This window comes from Maritalea porphyrae, from assembly GCF_027213965.1.
Lineage (GTDB): Bacteria > Pseudomonadota > Alphaproteobacteria > Rhizobiales > Devosiaceae > Maritalea > Maritalea porphyrae_A.
In genome coordinates, this window is record NZ_JAPWGX010000004.1 from 1 (window position 1) to 18031 (window position 18031).

Genomic DNA, 18031 nt, shown 5'->3' on the forward strand with positions numbered 1-18031 from the left:
CTTTATGAGGGTTTTGCGTGCCGCCGTCGCAGCCTTTCGGCTGCTCGACTGGCCCCCGGGTCTTTCACGCCGCCGTCACTCGCTGCGCTCATTACCCCGGCACCCCCGGGTCTTTCGCGCCGCCGTCATTCGCTGCGCTCATTACCCCGGCACCCCCGCCTGGTGGTGCATTACACCCTTGTTGGGATGATGGCAGCTGACCCCGGATTAAGTCCAGGGTGGTGCGGTGGGGTTGGACAAATATGCCTTCCGTCTCGCACCGTCCCGCACTTGATGCGGGACCTCCTCACAATCATCACACCGCCGGCTCATCCACCAACAAACGCCTCACGACCCCTACAACGCGTCCGCTGTCCGCAGGGTCTTCAAGAAAGCTGCGATCATTATAGGGCGTGTGGAAATGGGCGGGGATAAGATTTTTTTGGTGGCTGATGGTTCAAATACCACCCACCTCGTCATACTCGGGCTTGACCCGAGCATTCATATCCCGCGCCTGTTCGGTTCCACCGTTCCAAATTGTTGCGCAACGCTTATCAACAAAGTCATCATGGACCCTCGGGTCGAGCCCGAGGGTGACGAAGGAGGCGATGCATTGTGCCCTTCATCCTGAGCCTGTCGAAGGATGGAGCTGCTGTGCACTTCATTGATGGTTCGCCCCTCGACAAGCTCAGGGTGAGGTTAGTTGAGGGGTGGTTGGGTGTTGCTCGGAGTTTGACGCGTGTTGCCCGCACTGCAAGACCCCGCATCAAGTGGGGGCAGCCAGAGGGTGCGTGTTCCCCACCTCTAGGGCATTCCCGGACAACTGTGCGGCGTTTGCGCAGCGCAGGCTGAGACAGGATCGAGTGGGCTTGCAGGCAGTGGTGAGTTTGATCAAATAGGGCGTTGGTTTGCTTTTCTCGACAGGTCCAAAGCCAGAGAATGAGACCTTGATGACCGTCAAAGATTTTATTCTGACCCACTGGTAAAGTGAACCGAGCGCAACGATATATTGTTTTGCGCTGCAATTGTGCAGCTGCGTTTTTAGAGACGTTCCCTATGAGCAAGGGTTTAGGTGGAGTTATTGCACTCCCCACAATTTCAAAAGCAAATCGACATATCTTGAGTTTTCAAATTATCTTCGGCAGCCTTTGCACCATCTTTTTGATTGTCATGCCGCTGGTTGTTTTGGCAACAGCCGCCGTATGGGCGCTCGCTGGTCTTACGCATTTGCCGAGTTTTTTAACGGTATTAGTGGCCGTTATTGTTGGCGTGCCAGTACTTTGGGCTTCAGTTGCTGCTTCAATAATGGTTTTTGACAGCGAAATTGAAGCAGTGGTGCGTCGGGAAGCGGATTTGGCGAACTCACAACAGATAGAAGGCGCGAGTGATCTGGTTGAATAGCGTTTGAGCGATAGCGCTTTTTTGGTTCTGAGCTTGTCGAAGCTTGATCCTTCGACAGGCTCAGGATGAGTGCAAGTGCAAAAGGGCCGGATTCAGCTAAGCCCCGCGCAGTTTTGTGATCGTTGTCGTTGGTGAGATCGCTTCGGGATCAATTTTGATGTGGATGATGGAGGGCTTGCCCGAAGTTCGGGCGCGCTCGAAGGCATCTGCAAATTGCTCGGTGCGCTCAACCGTTTCGCCGTGTCCGCCGTAGGCGCGGGCGAGGGCGGCAAAGTCTGGGTTGACCAAATTGGTGGCTGAGATACGGGCCGGATAATGCTTTTCTTGGTGCATGCGGATGGTGCCATAAATGCCGTTGTCGATGACCAAAGTGATGACGTTTGCGCCCGATTGCATGGCGGCGCCAAATTCGTTGCCGGTCATTTGGAAACAGCCGTCGCCTGCAAAACAAATCACGTCCTTTGTTGGGTGGCGCAGTTTGCCCGCAATGGCGGCCGGTAGGCCATAGCCCATGGAGCCAGAGGTTGGGGCCAATTGGGTGCCGTATTTTTTAAAACGCCAAAAGCGGTGCAGCCAAATAGCGTAATTGCCCGCACCGTTGGTTAGGATCGCATCGTCTGCAAGGGTGCTGCGCAGGTGAGACATGATCTCGCCCATTTGCACGTCGCCCGGGGTTGTGGGTAGATTGTCCGTCCACGCGTGATAGGCGGCGTTGGCTGCTTTGGCAGCGCCTGTATCTTTGCGGGCTGCAATATCTTCAACAGCATCGAAAAAGGCTTCTGGTGTGGCGTTGATGGCCAATGTTGGGGTGTAAATGCGTCCCAGTTCTTCAGCGCCTGAATGGACGTGAATAAGGGTTTTACCCGGGTTGGGCATGCCCAAAAGGGAGAAGTTTTGGCTTGGATTTTCAGAAAAACGCGCGCCCAGTAATATCACGCAATCGGACTTTGCAATGCGCTCGTTAAGGCTTGGGTTGATGCCCAAGCCAACGTCGCCTGCATAGTTTTGATGGGTGTGATCAAATAGCTGTTGGCGGCGGAACGAGCAGCCAACGGGGAGGTGGTGTTTTTCGCTGAAAGCTTGAAGCTGGGCGACAGATGTTTCGTCCCAACGCGAACCGCCAACGATCACCATTGGGTCTTTAGCATCGGCCAAAAGCTGCGCGAATTTGTCGGCGGCTTTTTTTGTTGGGGCAGGTTCGGCCACTTCGATGAAAGTGCATGGGTCAACGTCCACTGTGTCGCGCAGCATGTCTTCGGGCAGGGCCAAAACCACGGGGCCGGGGCGCCCACTCATGGCGATGTGGTAGGCGTGGGCGATGATTTCAGGGATGCGAGATGCGTCGTCGATCTCTTCGACCCATTTGGCAAGGTCGCCAAAGGTTTGGCGGTAATCAACTTCTTGGAAAGACTCACGGCCTTTCATTTCGCGGCCGATTTGTCCAACAAACAAAATCATGGGTGTTGAATCTTGCTTGGCCACGTGTACGCCTGCGGCGGCGTTGGTGGCGCCGGGGCCGCGGGTAACCATGCAAATGCCGGGGCGGCCTAGCATTTTGCCGTCCGCTTCAGCCATAATGGCCGCGCCACCTTCATGACGAGAGGTGACCACGTCGATATTGCTGTCAACAAGTCCATCCAGAACAGCCAGATAGCTTTCGCCGGGCACACAAAAAACGCGGTCCACGCGTTGGGCCTCAAGGCATTTCACCAGAATTTCGCCACCGGTCATTTTTGCCATTTCAAAATGGTCCTATTGTTTGTTGTTTTTCAGTTCAGCTAATATTTCAGCACGGTGCTGATCGACTTTTGGCGATGCCTCATTAAGGGTGAGTTCAGCATCGGAAAATGTAATGGGGGTGCGCACACCGGGCACACCATCAAGATCAAGCTGCATGCCGCGCGAGATGACTTGGGGGTCTGCAAAGACCTCGTCGATATTGTTGATTGGACCTGCAGGTACGTTGCATTTGTGCAGTGCGTCCAGCAGTTCCAACTTATCCCATTTACCAAACGCTTCTGCCAGAATTTTGGTCAATGCTTCGCGGTGGATTTGGCGGGCTGAATTGGTGGAGTAGGCTTCGTTTGTCGATAGATGATCGAGCTGAAGCACGTGGCATAGGCGTTGGAATTGCCCGTCATTGCCTACGGCCAAAATGATGTGGCCGTTCTTCACTTCGAGCACTTGATAAGGCACGATATTGGGGTGCGCATTGCCCATGCGTTGTGGGGCGACACCGGAAACCAAATAATTCATGGCTTGGTTGGCCAGAACGCCGACCATTGAATCCAAAAGCGCCAGATCAACTTGTTGACCAAGCCCGGTGCGCTCGCGCTGCCACAATGCGGCTTGAATGCCGATCGTGGCGTAAAGCCCGGTCATAATGTCAGCCAAAGCGGTGCCGATTTTTTGCGGTTCGCGGCCCGGTTCTCCGGTGATCGACATCATGCCCGACATGCCTTGCACGATAAAATCGTAGCCCGGTTGGCTGGCATAGGGGCCGGTTTGGCCAAAGCCTGTGATTGAGCAATAAATTAGGCGCGGGTTGATTTGTTTGAGTGTTTCATAATCAAGGCCATATTTTTTTAGGCCATTGAGTTTGAAGTTTTCAACCAAAACGTCCGACTGTTTGACCAATTCGATAACGATCTCACGGTCAGCGGCTTCTTTGAAATTCAAAGCAATGGAGCGTTTGCCCCGGTTGCAGGCGTGAAAATAGGCGGCAGATTTGTCGTCTTTGCGCTCGACAAATGGAGGGCCCCAGGTGCGGGTATCATCACCCTGAGGGCTTTCCACCTTGATCACATCGGCGCCAAGATCAGCGAGCGTTTGGCCGACCCAAGGGCCAGCCAAAACGCGTGCAAGTTCGAGGACTTTGAGCCCTTCAAGTGGTTTATTCATCAAAAGAAGGCCTGCAAACCAGTTTGTGAACGACCAAGAATTAGCGCATGAACGTCGGCGGTGCCTTCATAGGTGTTCACGGTTTCAAGGTTGATCATATGTCGGATTACATCGAATTCGTCCGAAATGCCGTTGCCGCCGTGCATGTCACGTGCCATGCGGGCAATGTCTAAGGCTTTCACGCAGTTGTTGCGCTTCATCAATGAGATCATTTCAGGCGCGGCGTTGGCTTCATTCATCAAACGACCCACGCGCAATGAGCCTTGTAAGCCCAGCGTAATGTCGGTCATCATGTTGGCCAATTTCATTTGGAACAATTGCATTTGCGCCAAAGGTTTGCCGAACTGTTTGCGCTCCATGCCATATTTGTTGGCGGCATGCCAGCAAGCCTCTGCAGCGCCCATGGCGCCCCAAGAAATGCCGTAACGGGCGCGGTTCAAACAACCGAATGGGCCTTTTAGGCCTTCAACATGGGGCAGCAAAGCGTCTTCGCCCACTTCCACATTTTCCATCACGATTTCACCGGTGATTGATGCGCGAAGGGAAAGTTTTCCGCCGATTTTTGGCGCAGAAAGACCTTTCATGCCTTTGTCCAAAACAAAGCCACGGATTTTATTGTCATGGGCATCAGACTTGGCCCAAACCACAAACACGTCAGCGATTGGGCTGTTTGAAATCCACATTTTTGTGCCGTTGAGCACATAGCCATTTTCAGTTTTTGTGGCGCGGGTCAACATGCCGCCAGGGTCTGAACCTGCGTCAGGTTCGGTAAGGCCGAAGCAACCAATTAGGTCACCGGAGATAAGGCCGGGCAAGTATTTTTGGCGCTGTTCTTCTGATCCATATGCGTAAATCGGGTAAATCACCAAAGAGGACTGCACCGACATCATGGAGCGGTAGCCGCTGTCGACACGCTCAACCTCGCGGGCGATCAGACCGTAGGCCACATAGCCCATGTCCACGCCGCCGTATTCTTCGGGAATAGTTGAGCCAAGCAGACCCATATCGCCCATTTCTTTGAATAGGGCAGGGTCGGTTGTTTCATCGTTATAGGCTTCGCGCACACGTGGGCGCAGCTTTTCATCAGCAAAGGCGCGGGCAGTATCTTGCACCATGCGCTCTTCTTCGGTTAGCTGATCATCAAGCCGGAATGGGTCCTGCCAATTGAATGCCCCCAAGTCAGGGCGGTCTTTATCGCGAATGCTAGGGCGCTCAGTTGTCACGGGTCATACCTATAGGTTATTTTAAACTTCAAACATTTTATCAGATCAATTGGGGCTATTCCAACGATAGATGCGCATTTGTTCATGCGCAAAACGCATTTAAGCGAGTTGGCTAAGATAAACTTGTAAGGTAGGGCGAGTGCAACCCGCTTGCAATAGATTGAATTTTCATCACAATGACTACTGAGTTGCTTACCTTCAACTCTTTCGATTCGTCTGGATGTATTTGTGCCTTCGCCTTCTCATCGGTATAATTTTTCTGACCTCGATATCATAGTTGTGGACGACAGTGAGTTCGCGCTTGAAATTATGCGGATCATATTTGCAGCAATGAATATAAAGAAGGTCCGATATTGTAGTTCTTCTGTAGATTGCTTAGCAGCGATCATTAAAAATCTGCCTGATATAGTTGTTGTTGATCTACTCATGAAGCCAAAAAATGGTTATGAATTAATCCGCCGAATTCGGGCACATGCCTCTGAGGATATCCGGCATTTGCCTATTTTGGTTGCAACAGCATATTCATCTGCGCCTGCCATTCGACTGGCAAGAGACGTGGGCGCGAGCGAAATACTGTGCAAACCTTTGTCCGTTGAAGGAGTCTATGACCGTTTCGTGCACATGCGTAATCACCCACGCCAGTTCGTCAAAATAGCAGAATATGTAGGGCCGGACCGGCGCAGGACGTTACGGGGATTTGAAGGGATGGATCGCCGTGCGGGTGACACCGCTGGTGAATTGGATGCCAATAGTGAGCAAAAACATGCCAAAGAAGTACGATAATACCAATGCTCAAGATGTTGAGGTTTACACTCCGCCAAACAAGTTGCGTGAAGCGATTGGCGAGGGTGACGGTCCATCGTTGGGTGAAATGCAGAAAATGGCTGATCAACTTTTTCGCGCATCTCAGTCAGAATATCGCTTAGTGCTCGAGGGTGCGATTGCAAGAATGAAAGACTACTTGGTATCTGGGGACGCGGTGCCTGAGCTTCAAGCGGAATTGTATGCTGAGGCGCACGACATTAAAGGTCAAGCGTCTTCTTTTGGGTTTCCATTGGTCGCGCAAGTGGCCGAGAGAATTTGTTTTTCTATTAGAGAAGTGCCCGAAAAACTTGAGGCCCGTCCGGATTTGCTGGAGTTGCATTTGAGCGCGTTGAGCTGGGCATTTGTCAACCAGCATAATGATGACAAGCTAGCAGAAAAGGACACGCTTGTGCGCTCGCTGCGCGAAGCGATGGCAAGTTGAGAGTTCAATAACTGCAGTATGTCACTTTGGTTTTTTGAGGCCGCAGTTTGTGAGCATATTCAAATTTGTTAGAGCAACTAATTTGGAATGCAAACGAAAAGCAAGAGTGCTTGCGTTTCAAATAACTCGCTGTACGTCCTATGCTGCTTGATGACCACGCAAGGCCCGAGCAAAAGCAGGTGCGATAAGCGGGTGTAGCTCAATGGTAGAGCAGCAGCTTCCCAAGCTGACGACGAGGGTTCGATTCCCTTCACCCGCTCCATCACCCTAGGTGATAAACGTCTGTTGGTAATCCGTTCTCATCAAGTCCACTGGAGATGAGTTGAAATCCCAGAGATCTTAGGATTTTGATGGAGGCGATGTTTTCCGGGTCGACCGTGGCGCGAAGGCGGTTGATTTTTAGGATGCCGAGGCCGTTTTTTACAATAGCTGTTGCGATCTCTTTTGCGTACCCATTGCCCCATGCGGCATATTCTAGACCATAAATGATCTCAGGTGAGGTCCCTTGCGGGTGGACAATGCCGCCCCATCCAATCATTTGACCAGTGTTTTTTTCGATGATGGCACCTGCGCTGGTGCCGTTTTTTTCTACGGAAGCAAAGGAGGCCGCGATCCATCGTTTTGCTTGGTCTTCGCTCAATGGCGTGCCGTCATCAACCCATTTGGATACCCGAGGGTCAGCAAATATTTGGACAATCCGGTGGGTGTCTGCGGTGGAAAAGGGGCGCAACACAAGGCGTTGCGTTTCAAGCGCGTAGGTCTTTATAGGGCTAGACGGTTGTGTGTTTTCCATGCCCAATTCTATGAGCGGGTGAAGCGGCAAGCAACCATAGAATTGGGGTGCAAGATCAGTCTTTGCAGATGGTCTTTACGATTGAGGATAAGGTGGTGGCGATCTCATCGAGTTGCGCGGCGTATCTTGTGTGTTTGCGGTCCATCATGAATGGGTCTTCACTCGAGTGAATGGAGCTATAGAAGAAATCGTTTTGTTCACTGATCTTTGCGCAATGTTCCAAGGCAATTGTACATTTGCGCGCGAGTTGCGCGGCTTCCTCGCTTTGCAGTGAAAGGCTTTTGGCTTCAGTTGCTGCCTTTTCCGCAATTTGCCGCATTTTTGAAATGCTGGTGTTGATCTCAGATAGGCGCGCAAGCGTTTCCTGCCTGGTCAAAGGGATTGGCTTTTTGAGTAATTTGCCATTTTTGTCGCGCGTTGTTAGCGCGAAGCCGGCCGGCGTGCGAAGGCTCTTGGGCAACAAGGTGTCAAGTAAACTGCGTTTTACAGATGCGAACATTGTGACCACCGGAGAAGTTATCAACTTGGAGTTGCAGTGTTGGCGAAAGTACTATGTAAAGATTGAACAAATATTAAACTAAATTTCTCGGTCGCTTATAGGTTGCTTGTAGGTGCTGGTGTGCCTTTGTCTAAATTTGACTAATTGATCAATTGCTTTGGATTTACTTCAGTTGTTACTTAACTGCCTGGTTTTTTGAGCGTGTTTATGCCCACCGCCAAGTCCGTGCGCTGCAACACTTGGGCCTGATCGTCAAATATATGTTTGAATTTGGCGCCATATTTGGTGATGGCGAGCGTCATGTCTGCTTGATTGGCGAAATTTTGGGCCGCTGACATTGGGGCAGGTTGCCGGCGCCTTGGAGCGCCGGACGATTTGTTCAACTGATTTAGTTCAGTCGATTTTATCAATTGCCAAGATTTGCTTTGGCCTAAAACGCCTTGAACGTCAAAGTGGTCAACGATCGTGAGATGCCGGGGATATCAACAATATGGTCGTTGATGAACATGCCCACATCTTCGCCGTCGGGAATGTAGATCTTCATCAGAAGATCAAAATCACCGCTGGTTGAATAAAGCTCTGAGGTGATTTCACGCTCATAAATGGCATCTGCGACTTCATATGTTTTGCCGGGGTGGCAACGCAGTTGCACAAAAACACAAGTGGTCATAGCTGGGTCCTCACATGCCAAAGTTCGGGGAATAGTTCTACTTCGAGCATACGCCGAAGATAAGAAACGCCGCCAGTGCCGCCGGTTCCCCGTTTAAATCCAATAATTCGCTCTACTGTTGTAACGTGATTAAAGCGCCAGCGGCGGAAATAATCTTCGAAATCAACAAGCTTTTCGGCGAGTTCGTAGAGCGTCCAGTTTTTGCCAGTGTTTTGATAAACTTGTTTCCACGCCAATTCGACACCCTCATTTGCTTGGTGCTGTTGGCTGACATCGCGGTCAAGAATTTCTTGGGGGACGGCAATGCCGTGCCGCGCCAGCAGGTGCAAAGCTTCATCGTAAAGGCTGGGCAATAATAGTTCTGCCTTTAGCAATGCGTGGACTTCGGGCTTATGCGCGTGCGGCTTAAGCATGGCTTGGTTGCGGTTGCCCAGTACATATTCCACCAAGCGATATTGATGGGACTGAAAGCCCGAAGATTGCCCAAGTGTGTTGCGAAACTCGGTATACTCGCTTGGGGTCATGGTGCGCAAAACGTCCCATGCGTTGTTGAGTTGTTCGAAAATGCGGGCGACGCGGGACAGCATTTTAAACGCGGGCGCAAGATTATCGGTTTTGATCGCTTCGCGCGCGGCGCTGAGTTCGTGGATGGCTAAGCGCATCCACAGTTCTGAAGTTTGGTGCTGGATGATGAACAGCATTTCGTCGTGCGCGCTGGAGAGCGGGTGCTGGGCATCCAGGATTTTATCGATTTGCAAATAGTCGCCATAGGACATGCGTCCATCAAACGACATTTGCGCGCCTTCTTTGGCGGGATCGTAGGGTTTGTTTTCGTTGGTCATTTTTACCATCCAAATTTGAATTTCAGCATTGCCCGAAATTGGGCGAAGAACAATTGCTAATTCAAATTGGAAGCGGCACCCCTTGGGACGCTAAAACGGCTTTCGTCGGTCACATACCAATCGCACGCAACAAAGTGATGTTGCGCCCAATTGGATTTTATGTGGTGAAGGCCGGTTTGCATGGATCAGGTTACCCGCGAACGTGTTTGATATTTGGGGTTGTCCCACAAATTGTCATTGATGACCCGCTCCAAAATTGCAGCGGCACCGATCACGTCCTCTTCGTCGATGTAAAGCGGGGTGAAACCAAAACGCATGGAGTTCGGAGCGCGGAAATCGCCGACAACGCCATTGTCGATCAAAGCTTGCATACCCGCATAGGCGTGTTCAAATTTGAAGGAGATTTGCGAACCGCGGTTTGCGCCGTCGCGTGGGCTTGAAAGCTCAAGCGATGGGCAGCGTTTTTCAACTTCTGCGATAAAGAGGTCGCATAGTTCAATCGATTTGGCTCGTACATCGGCCGTTGTGACCATGTCCCAAATATCTAGGGAACTCTCAAGCGCGGTAAGGGCGATCACCGGCGGGGTGCCAACGCGCATCCGTTCAATGCCTGTGCCGGGTCGGTAATCGATATCAAAGGCGAAGGGTGCTTCATGGCCCAGCCAGCCTGAAAGGGCAGGGCGGACATTTTCTTGATGTTTTGGCGCAACATAGATGAAGGCAGGTGCGCCAGGGCCACCGTTTAAGTATTTGTATGTGCAACCAATGGCAAAATCTGCGTCGCAGGCGGTAAGGTCCACTTCAACCGCGCCAGCGGAGTGGGCCAAATCCCAAATAACCAGGATGCCAAGGGCATGGGCTTTTTGTGTGAGCGCCTTCATGTCGTGCTTGCGGCCAGTGCGATAATCGACTTCCGTTAGCATCAACACAGCGATTTCTTCGCTTAAGGCGGCTTCAACGTCTTCTGGGTTGGCAAGGCGCAATTCTTGGCCCTTATCGAGCGACTTGAGCAGACCCTCGACCATATAAAGATCAGTGGGGAAATTGCCGTTATCAGAAAGCACCACTTTGCGAGTTGGGTTTAATTCGAGCGCGGATGCAACTGCTTGATAGACTTTGATCGACAAAGTATCGCCCATCACAACTGACCCGGCAGGTGCACCGATTAATTTGCCGATGCGGTCGCCAACTCGAGAAGGTTGGCCCATCCAATCCGCTTTGTTCCAGCCGGTGATCAGCATGTCGCCCCACTCTTGGGTCAACATGCTGCCCACCTTCTCGGGCGTTGCTTTGGGCAAGGGTCCCAAAGAGTTGCCATCGAGATAAATTATGCCTTTTGGCAAATGGAACATTGATTTTGTTTTTTGAAAGTCGCTCATGGTTTTTATGATGCTCGCAATTGAAAACGCTGGATTTTGCCCGTCTGTGTTTTGGGCAGCGTATCAGTAAAGATAATAGAACGCGGGTATTTGTAAGGGGCGATTGTTGCCTTCACATGGTCTTGCAACCGTTTGATGGTGTGCTCATCTTTTGGCACATCATCAACCAAAACCACATGGGCTTGCACGATGAACCCACGGTCTTCATCTGGAATGCCGATCACCGCGCACTCCACTACGTGAGGGTGAGACAGCAGCGCGGCTTCAACTTCAGGACCCGCAATATTGTATCCCGATGAGATGATCATATCATCGTTGCGGGCAGCAAAATGGAAATAGCCATGATCGTCTTGCACGAACGTATCGCCGGTAATGTTCCAGCCGTCGCGCACGTATTTTTGTTGGCGATCATCGGCCAGATATCGACATCCGGTTGGGCCGCGAACGGCCAAGCGACCGGGTTCGCCACGTGGCATTTCGTTCATGTCATCGTCGACCACTTTTGCTTCATAGCCGGTGACGGGGCGACCGGTACAAGCGGCTTTTGCGTCTTCAAAACGGTTGGTGATGAAAATATGCAGCAATTCGGTTGCGCCAATGCCATCCAGCATCGGTTTGCCGGTTTTTTCTCGCCATTCGTCAAATACGGGAGCAGGGAGTGTCTCGCCGGCAGATACCGCACAGCGCAGTGTTGAAAGGTCCGCGCCTTCATCCATTGCGCGCATCATGGCGCGGTAGGCGGTTGGGGCGGTAAAGCAGATGGTGGCTTTGTGGGTTTCGATGATCTCAATCATGTTGGCGGGTGAGGCGGTTTCCAGCAATGTCGCGGTTGCGCCAAAGCGAAGGGGGAAAATTGCCAAGCCGCCAAGGCCAAAGGTGAAGGCCAGCGGCGGTGAGCCAACAAACACATCGCTGGGCTTTACGCCTAAGACTTCTTGCGCGTAGCCATCTGCAATCATCAATAGATCACGATGGAAATGCATGGTGGCTTTTGGGTCACCTGTGGTGCCAGAGGTGAACCCGAGAAGGGCAACGTCATCTCGGCCGGTTTTGACCGCGCTGAACTTCACGGATTTGCCTAGGGCTGTGCGGTCAAGCTCTGCGTCATGGTTTGCCGTGCCGTCAAAACTAACAATGGTTTTTAGAAACGCCGAGCTTTTGCCACAAGAAACGATTTCATCCATCATGCGGCTGTCACAAAGAGCAACGCTGATTTCGGCTTTATCAACGATGGCGGAGAGTTCGCCCGCGCGCAGCATCGGCATGGTATTGACCACCACGGCACCCGCTTTTGTGGCGGCCAGCCAGCAGGCAACCATTGCAGGGTTGTTGGCGGAGCGGATCAACACCCGGTTGCCCGGTTTAACCCCATAGTCTTCAACCAAAGCGTGGGCCAAACGGTTGGTCCAATCGGCAAGTTCTTTGTAGGTGCGTTGTCGACCATTGCCGATCAGCGCAACATTGTCGCCAAAGCCTTTTTCGACCATGCCGTCGGTTAGGATCGAGCCGACATTGATGTATTCAGGGTAGTTGAAATTCTCGGTGAGAAAAGTTGGCCACTGGTCCTCAGGTGGTAAATTGTCTCGTGTGTAGGTATCGGTATGTCCGCTTGGCCCTAGCATTATTTGATCTCTCCCAAACATTGACGCGCAATGACGATTTTTTGGACGTCAGATGCGCCCTCATAAATGCGTAATGCGCGGATTTCGCGATAAAGACTTTCCACAATGCAGCCCTTGCGAACCCCATCCCCTCCGTGGATTTGAACAGCCTTATCGATGACTTCTTGTGCTTTATCTGTGGCGTAAAGCTTTGCCATAGCGGCTTCGCGCGTGACCCGCGCTGCGCCCATATCTTTTGTCCATGCGGCGCGATAAACCAGCAAAGCGGCAGCGTCCACATCAAGCGCCATATCGGCAATATGCCCTTGTACCATCTGCAAATCGAACAGCGGTGCGCCAAACAATTCGCGATTGGTGGCACGGTTAAGCGTTTCGTCCAATGCGCGGCGGGCAAAGCCAAGGGCTGCGGCACCTACGGTTGACCGGAAAACGTCCAATACGGACATGGCGATTTTAAAACCCTGGCCGGGTTCGCCAATCATTGCCGAAGGCGGTATTTGCATATTGGTGAATTTGAGCCGTGCGAGCGGATGTGGGGCAACAACGTCGATGCGTTCAGCAATCTCAAATCCTTGTGTGTCCGCTGGCACCAGAAATGCCGAAAGACCTTTTGCGCCTGGGCCTTCGCCCGTGCGGGCAAACACCACGTAAACGTCGGCGATGCCGCCGTTCGAAATCCAGGTTTTTTCGCCGTTCAGAACGTATTGATTACCGACCAATTCTGCGCTGCATTCTATGTTGGCAACATCTGAGCCAGATTTTGGTTCACTCAGAGCGAAAGCAGAGATGGCAGTGCCGCTGCGGGTTTTTTTAAGCCACTCGCGCTGTTCAGTTGTGCCGAACAGCGAGACAGCGCCCATGCCAAGCCCTTGCATGGCAAATGCGAAGTCGGCCAAACCATCATGACGGGCAAGTGTCTCGCGGATGATGCACAGGCTGCGCACGTCGAGTTTTTCGTCCTCGTTCGCCCCTGAATGGATTAGAAAACCCGCATCGCCGAGAGCAGTTACAAGACTTTTGCAGGCCCCATCAACGTCTGAATGGTCCACAGGCAGGTTTGCGCTGCACCATGCTTCAAGCTGGTCAGATAAAGCGCGGTGTTTATCCTCAAGAAACGGCCAATTGAGAAAGCTTTTGTCTGGCATCAGTCGCCCTCAAATACAGGTTTTTCTTTTTTCACGAAGGCATTGTAAGCGCGTTCAAAATCTTTGGTTTGCATGCAAATGGCTTGGGCTTGAGCCTCAGATTCAATGGCTTGATCTAAGGACATGTTCCATTCTTGGTTCAATTGGGTTTTGGTAATGCCGTGCGCAAATGTTGGACCCGATGCAATGCGGTGCGCCATTTTGATGGCTTCGGCTTCGAGTTCGTCAGCTTCGTGCAGTGCGTTGAAAAAGCCCCAGTTGGAACCTTCTTGTGCGCTCATGGAACGGCCGGTGTACAGCAGTTCAGCGGCACGGCCTTGACCGATGATGCGGGGCAGCATGGCGCATGCGCCCATATCGCAGCCCGCAAGGCCAACACGAGTGAACAGGAAAGCGGTTTTGGCTTCGGGTGTGGCAAGGCGTAAATCTGAGCACATGGCAATGATCGCGCCCGCGCCAACGCATACGCCATCGATTGCTGAGATGATCGGTTTGCCGCAATGGATCATGGCTTTGACCAAATCTCCGGTCATGCGGGTAAAGGCCAACAGCTCTTTCATGTCCATATTGACCAAAGGCCCAATGATGTCGTGCACGTCACCGCCGGAGCAGAAGTTGCCACCATTGGATTTGAACACAACCACATCAATATCGTGTGCATAAACCATGTCGCGGAATGTATCGCGCAGCTCTGCGTAGCTATCAAAGGTTAGGGGGTTTTTGCGGTCGGGGCGCAGCAAGTTGATAACTGCAACCCGTCCATCCATTTCAAAAGCGAAATGCTTGGGTTTTAGGTCTTTCATCGAAACGGGGGTCAATGATCTTCCTCCCGCACTTTTGATAGCACGTCGATGAAATGGCCGATTTCGCCTTCGTCTATTTCTTTTAAGTGCTCATTGATCCAGGCTTCGTGCTCGTTCGCCATTTCGGCAAATTTGTCGATGCCTTTGGGGGTAAGGCGAACCAGCGTTGCGCGCTTGTCGCCTTTAACTTGAACCCGCATCACAAAGCCTTCTTGTACCAAACGGTCAATAATGCCGGTGACATTGCCATTTGAGACCATCAATTGTTTGGACAGTTGGCTCATGCGTAAGCCTTCGCGGGTGCGGTCCAACATGGCCATAACGTCAAAACGCGGCAGGGTGGACTGAAACCCAAGCCGCAATTCTTCGCGCAATTCATTTTCGATGAACCGGGTGGTTTTGAGCATTTGCAGCCAAAGCCGCAAACGTTGTTTGCTTACCGGTTGGTCTTTAAGTTTTTCGCGTGCCACGCTCATATTTCGCCCCCTGAAATTGAAATGGCTTGTCCACTAATCCCGTCTGATCCGTCACCACACAGCCAAAGGGCTGCAGCGGATACTTCTGCTGGTTCGATTAGTCGCCCTTGCGGGTTGTTCTTAGATAGATTTGCCCGCGCTTCGTCTTCGCTCATGCCGGTTTTTTCAATGATGGTGGCGACAGATCGATCTGTCATTTCTGTATTGAGAAACCCCGGGCACAGCGCGTTGACGGTGATGCCTTTTTTGGCCACTTCGAGCGCCATGGATTTGGTCAATCCGATCACACCATGTTTGGCCGCTGAGTAGGGCGCTACATAAGCATAGCCCTTCAGGCCAGCAGTGGATGCAACTGAAATCAAACGGCCCCAGTCTTTGCCCTTCATGCGGATCAAACCCTCTTTTAAGGTGAGAAACACGCCGGTTAGATTGACTGAAATCATGCGGTTCCAGCTGTCCAAATCTGTTTTGACAATTGGAGCGCTTTCAGCCGCGCCTGCATTGGCGATGACAATGTCCATTGGCCCGATTTGGTCGAACATGGCCTGCACCGATTTTTCACTTGTCACGTCAGCTATAACGGTTGAGACGGCGCTGTGTTGAGCGGCTACTTTTTCGAGCGAAGCTTTGGTGCGACCAGAAATGAAAACCGTTGCACCTTGTTCAGCAAATGCCAAAGCCATATCCGCGCCAACCCCGGTGCCACCGCCTGTTATCAGCACTGATTTGGTGTTCAAGCTCATACTTTTATTCCAATTCCTTCGGCCCGTTCCGCCAAGCGCATCATTTGGTCTCGGCCCGGATGGTATGGGTCTGGCCAATTGGTTTGCTTGTCCCCAAGGGCTGCCGCCGCGTGTAGGGTCCAGTATGGATTGGCAAGGTGTGGTCGCGCAAGGCAAACCAGATCGGCGCGCCCAGCCATCAAAATTGAGTTGACGTGATCGGGTTCGTAAACATTGCCCACCGCCATTGTTTTAAGGCCCGTATCGTTGCGAATGCGGTCCGAAAACGGGGTTTGGAACATGCGACCATAGACCGGTTGCGCTTCTTTGGATGTTTGACCTGCAGATACGTCGATAATATCGATGCCTGTTTCGCTAAACATTTTAGCGATCTCAACGGATTCTTCAGGGGTCACGCCGCCATCACCTACCCAATCTGTGGCGGAAATGCGCACAGACATCGGTTTGTTTTCTGGCCAAGCGGCACGCATGGCGCGGGCAACTTCAAGCGGGTAACGCATGCGGTTTTCGAGCGAACCGCCATATTCGTCTGTGCGGTTGTTTGAAGTTGGTGAAATGAACGAGGAGATCAAATAGCCGTGCGCTGCGTGCAATTCGATCATGTCAAATCCGGATCGTTCTGCCATTTCAACTGAGGATACGAATTGTTCGCGCACCATATCCATATCAGCGCGGTCCATTGCCTTTGGTGCGGTATTGTTTTTTGACCATGGAATATCGGATGCTGAAAGGAGTGGCCAATTGCCGTCTTTCAGCGGCGCGTCCATTTCTTCCCACCCCACTTGGGTTGAACCTTTGCGGCCCGAATGACCGATTTGGCAGCAGATCTTGGCTTCAGTTTCCTGATGCACAAAGTGGGTAATACGTGACCATGCGGTTTCATGTTCTGGCGCATAAAGGCCCGGGCAACCCGGGGTGATGCGGCCTTCTGGCGATACGCAAGTCATTTCCACATAGATAAGTCCCGCGCCGCCTTTGGCACGTTCCGCATAATGCGCAAAGTGCCAATCTGTGGGGCAGCCCCCAACAGCTTTATATTGAGCCATCGGGGAAACGACGACGCGGTTTTTCAGTTCCATCTCACGCAGTTTGAACGGGGCAAACATGGGCGCGCGATGGGTGTTTTTTGCGCCAGCTTGGGTTTGGAACCAAGTTTCGGCAGATTTAAGCCATTCTGGGTCGCGTAAGCGCAGATTTTCGTGGCTGATCCGCTGTGAACGGGTCAACAATGAATAGTTGAATTGCACGGGATCAAGATCAAGATAGCGCTCAACTTGCTCAAACCATTCGGTCGAATTGCGGGCCGCTGATTGCAAGCGCAACACGTCCAAACGACGGTCTTCTTGATATTTCAGGAATGCCGCTTCCATGTTTGGTTCTGTATGCAAGAACTCAGCAAGTGCGATTGCGCTTTCGAACGCCAACTTTGTGCCAGAGCCAATGGAAAAGTGAGCTGTGGCTGACGCATCGCCAAGTAGCACCACATTTTCATGGTGCCATTTTTCGCACAATACGCGTGGGAAGTTGATCCATGCGGACCCACGAATGTGGTTGGCGTTGGTCATGAGGCTGTGGCCGCCCAAGTGGTCTTTGAAGATCTTTTCGCACAGGGCGATGCTTTCTTGCTGGTTCAGGTCACCAAAGCCGAATTTGTCAAATGTTTCTTGATTGCATTCCACAATGAAAGTGGCGGTGTCATCGTCAAATTGGTAGGCGTGTGCCCAAACCCAGCCGTGCTCTGTTTCTTCAAAAATGAAGGTAAAAGCGTCGTCAAATTTTTGGTGGGTGCCGAGCCAAACAAATTTGCAGGCGCGCACGTCAATATCGGGTTTGAAGTGGTCGGCAAATTCGGTGCGTGTGGCGGAGTTCAGACCGTCCGCCGCAACCACCAAATCATATTCATCCATATATTCGGACGCGGGCTTCGCCTGTGTTTCGAACTGCATATCCACACCCAGTTCAGCGGCGCGTTGTTGCAAGGACAATAGAAGTTGTTTGCGGCCCACACCACAAAACCCGTGGCCGGTTGAAACTGTTTTGGTGCCGCGATGGTGAACTGCAACATCATCCCAGTAAGCGAAATGTTCGCGGATCATTTGAGCGCTAATCTTGTCGTTGACCGCCATATTGTCGAGCGTTTCATCGCTCAATACAACACCCCAGCCAAATGTATCATCGGCTTTGTTGCGCTCTAGAATGGTGATTTGATTGGCAGGGTTGCGCAGTTTCATGCTGATCGCAAAATATAGTGCCGCCGGACCTCCGCCCAAACATACAACCTTCATCAATTCCTCCTGCTCGATTTGAAG

18 protein-coding genes and 1 tRNA gene are annotated in these 18031 nt (G+C 51.9%); 4 read left to right on the forward strand and 15 right to left on the reverse strand.

The features are described 5' to 3' along the window. The first annotated feature begins 1035 nt into the window (after positions 1–1035). A complete protein-coding gene (locus O4H47_RS12830) occupies positions 1036–1380 on the forward strand; it encodes a hypothetical protein (RefSeq protein WP_269394397.1) in 345 nt (114 codons plus the stop codon). A 96-nt stretch (positions 1381–1476) separates the two neighbouring features. Here the strand turns inward: O4H47_RS12830 and O4H47_RS12835 are convergent, their stop codons facing one another. The 3 genes from O4H47_RS12835 to O4H47_RS12845 are packed head-to-tail and all read right to left on the reverse strand — an operon-like array spanning position 1477 to position 5504. Continuing rightward, complete coding sequence (locus tag O4H47_RS12835; protein ID WP_269394398.1) at positions 1477–3120, reverse strand: thiamine pyrophosphate-binding protein; 1644 nt, start codon at positions 3118–3120, stop codon at positions 1477–1479. Between the two features lie 12 nt (positions 3121–3132). Further along, positions 3133–4284 carry a CaiB/BaiF CoA transferase family protein gene (locus O4H47_RS12840; protein WP_269394399.1) on the reverse strand — a complete coding sequence of 384 codons (1152 nt, stop codon included), beginning with the start codon at positions 4282–4284 and terminating at the stop codon, positions 3133–3135. Continuing rightward, the gene (locus tag O4H47_RS12845) at positions 4281–5504 is read right to left on the reverse strand and encodes an acyl-CoA dehydrogenase (protein WP_419719632.1); all 1224 of its coding nucleotides are present in this window, start codon (positions 5502–5504) and stop codon (positions 4281–4283) included. The genes O4H47_RS12840 and O4H47_RS12845 overlap by 4 nt, the downstream gene beginning before the upstream one ends. Before the next feature lie 228 nt (positions 5505–5732). Between O4H47_RS12845 and O4H47_RS12850 the strand changes: the two genes are divergently transcribed. From O4H47_RS12850 to O4H47_RS12860, 3 genes are all read left to right on the forward strand, one after another. Next, positions 5733–6287 carry a response regulator gene (locus O4H47_RS12850; protein ID WP_269394400.1) on the forward strand — a complete coding sequence of 185 codons (555 nt, stop codon included), beginning with the start codon at positions 5733–5735 and terminating at the stop codon, positions 6285–6287. Further along, positions 6268–6750: an Hpt domain-containing protein gene (locus O4H47_RS12855; RefSeq protein WP_269394401.1), complete on the forward strand. Its 483-nt coding sequence runs from the start codon at positions 6268–6270 to the stop codon at positions 6748–6750. The genes O4H47_RS12850 and O4H47_RS12855 overlap by 20 nt, the downstream gene beginning before the upstream one ends. Before the next feature lie 188 nt (positions 6751–6938). Then, a tRNA-Gly gene (locus tag O4H47_RS12860) sits at positions 6939–7012 on the forward strand. Here O4H47_RS12860 and O4H47_RS12865 read toward each other — a convergent pair. The 12 genes from O4H47_RS12865 to O4H47_RS12920 all read right to left on the reverse strand — a co-directional run bounded on the left by O4H47_RS12865 (position 7013) and on the right by O4H47_RS12920 (position 18007). Further along, positions 7013–7543, reverse strand: coding sequence for a GNAT family N-acetyltransferase (locus tag O4H47_RS12865; RefSeq protein ID WP_269394402.1), 531 nt, complete (start codon positions 7541–7543; stop codon positions 7013–7015). Positions 7544–7598: 55 nt separating this feature from the next. Further along, the gene (locus O4H47_RS12870) at positions 7599–8042 is read right to left on the reverse strand and encodes a hypothetical protein (protein ID WP_269394403.1); all 444 of its coding nucleotides are present in this window, start codon (positions 8040–8042) and stop codon (positions 7599–7601) included. 179 nt (positions 8043–8221) lie between these two features. Next, complete coding sequence (locus tag O4H47_RS12875) at positions 8222–8380, reverse strand: hypothetical protein (RefSeq protein ID WP_269394404.1); 159 nt, start codon at positions 8378–8380, stop codon at positions 8222–8224. A 92-nt stretch (positions 8381–8472) separates the two neighbouring features. Beyond that, a complete protein-coding gene (locus O4H47_RS12880; protein ID WP_269394405.1) occupies positions 8473–8712 on the reverse strand; it encodes an Lrp/AsnC family transcriptional regulator in 240 nt (79 codons plus the stop codon). Continuing rightward, positions 8709–9554: a tryptophan 2,3-dioxygenase gene (gene kynA / locus O4H47_RS12885; RefSeq protein ID WP_269394406.1), complete on the reverse strand. Its 846-nt coding sequence runs from the start codon at positions 9552–9554 to the stop codon at positions 8709–8711. Before kynA ends, O4H47_RS12880 begins: the two co-directional genes overlap by 4 nt. A gap of 185 nt (positions 9555–9739) precedes the next feature. After that, positions 9740–10933, reverse strand: a complete 1194-nt coding sequence (kynU, locus tag O4H47_RS12890; RefSeq protein WP_269394407.1) for a kynureninase — start codon at positions 10931–10933, stop codon at positions 9740–9742. 5 nt (positions 10934–10938) lie between these two features. Continuing rightward, a complete protein-coding gene (locus O4H47_RS12895) occupies positions 10939–12555 on the reverse strand; it encodes an AMP-binding protein (RefSeq protein ID WP_269394408.1) in 1617 nt (538 codons plus the stop codon). Then, positions 12555–13700 carry an acyl-CoA dehydrogenase family protein gene (locus tag O4H47_RS12900; RefSeq protein WP_269394409.1) on the reverse strand — a complete coding sequence of 382 codons (1146 nt, stop codon included), beginning with the start codon at positions 13698–13700 and terminating at the stop codon, positions 12555–12557. Before O4H47_RS12900 ends, O4H47_RS12895 begins: the two co-directional genes overlap by 1 nt. Continuing rightward, positions 13700–14503 (reverse strand): enoyl-CoA hydratase family protein, encoded by an 804-nt coding sequence (locus O4H47_RS12905; RefSeq protein WP_269394763.1) that lies wholly within the window; start codon positions 14501–14503, stop codon positions 13700–13702. Before O4H47_RS12905 ends, O4H47_RS12900 begins: the two co-directional genes overlap by 1 nt. Positions 14504–14514: 11 nt before the next feature. Then, the gene (locus tag O4H47_RS12910; protein ID WP_269394410.1) at positions 14515–14979 is read right to left on the reverse strand and encodes a MarR family winged helix-turn-helix transcriptional regulator; all 465 of its coding nucleotides are present in this window, start codon (positions 14977–14979) and stop codon (positions 14515–14517) included. Continuing rightward, positions 14976–15722, reverse strand: coding sequence for an SDR family NAD(P)-dependent oxidoreductase (locus tag O4H47_RS12915; RefSeq protein WP_269394411.1), 747 nt, complete (start codon positions 15720–15722; stop codon positions 14976–14978). Before O4H47_RS12915 ends, O4H47_RS12910 begins: the two co-directional genes overlap by 4 nt. After that, on the reverse strand, positions 15719–18007 hold the full coding sequence (locus O4H47_RS12920; RefSeq protein ID WP_269394412.1) for a bifunctional salicylyl-CoA 5-hydroxylase/oxidoreductase: 2289 nt from the start codon (positions 18005–18007) through the stop codon (positions 15719–15721). Before O4H47_RS12920 ends, O4H47_RS12915 begins: the two co-directional genes overlap by 4 nt. Between the last annotated feature and the right edge of the window lie 24 nt (positions 18008–18031).

What these genes read in the sequence shown, in the direction of transcription:
- O4H47_RS12915 (WP_269394411.1), bottom strand. Translation starts at nt 15,722, where the DNA reads ATGAGCTTGAACACCAAATCAGTGCTGATAACAGGCGGTGGCACCGGG.
- O4H47_RS12870 (WP_269394403.1), bottom strand. Translation starts at nt 8,042, where the DNA reads ATGTTCGCATCTGTAAAACGCAGTTTACTTGACACCTTGTTGCCCAAG.
- O4H47_RS12900 (WP_269394409.1), bottom strand. Translation starts at nt 13,700, where the DNA reads ATGCCAGACAAAAGCTTTCTCAATTGGCCGTTTCTTGAGGATAAACAC.
- O4H47_RS12855 (WP_269394401.1), top strand. Translation starts at nt 6,268, where the DNA reads ATGCCAAAGAAGTACGATAATACCAATGCTCAAGATGTTGAGGTTTAC.
- kynA (WP_269394406.1), bottom strand. Translation starts at nt 9,554, where the DNA reads ATGACCAACGAAAACAAACCCTACGATCCCGCCAAAGAAGGCGCGCAA.
- O4H47_RS12835 (WP_269394398.1), bottom strand. Translation starts at nt 3,120, where the DNA reads ATGGCAAAAATGACCGGTGGCGAAATTCTGGTGAAATGCCTTGAGGCC.
- O4H47_RS12920 (WP_269394412.1), bottom strand. Translation starts at nt 18,007, where the DNA reads ATGAAGGTTGTATGTTTGGGCGGAGGTCCGGCGGCACTATATTTTGCG.
- O4H47_RS12880 (WP_269394405.1), bottom strand. Translation starts at nt 8,712, where the DNA reads ATGACCACTTGTGTTTTTGTGCAACTGCGTTGCCACCCCGGCAAAACA.
- O4H47_RS12905 (WP_269394763.1), bottom strand. Translation starts at nt 14,503, where the DNA reads ATGAAAGACCTAAAACCCAAGCATTTCGCTTTTGAAATGGATGGACGG.
- O4H47_RS12910 (WP_269394410.1), bottom strand. Translation starts at nt 14,979, where the DNA reads ATGAGCGTGGCACGCGAAAAACTTAAAGACCAACCGGTAAGCAAACAA.
- O4H47_RS12865 (WP_269394402.1), bottom strand. Translation starts at nt 7,543, where the DNA reads ATGGAAAACACACAACCGTCTAGCCCTATAAAGACCTACGCGCTTGAA.
- O4H47_RS12875 (WP_269394404.1), bottom strand. Translation starts at nt 8,380, where the DNA reads ATGTCAGCGGCCCAAAATTTCGCCAATCAAGCAGACATGACGCTCGCC.
- O4H47_RS12895 (WP_269394408.1), bottom strand. Translation starts at nt 12,555, where the DNA reads ATGCTAGGGCCAAGCGGACATACCGATACCTACACACGAGACAATTTA.
- O4H47_RS12830 (WP_269394397.1), top strand. Translation starts at nt 1,036, where the DNA reads ATGAGCAAGGGTTTAGGTGGAGTTATTGCACTCCCCACAATTTCAAAA.
- kynU (WP_269394407.1), bottom strand. Translation starts at nt 10,933, where the DNA reads ATGAGCGACTTTCAAAAAACAAAATCAATGTTCCATTTGCCAAAAGGC.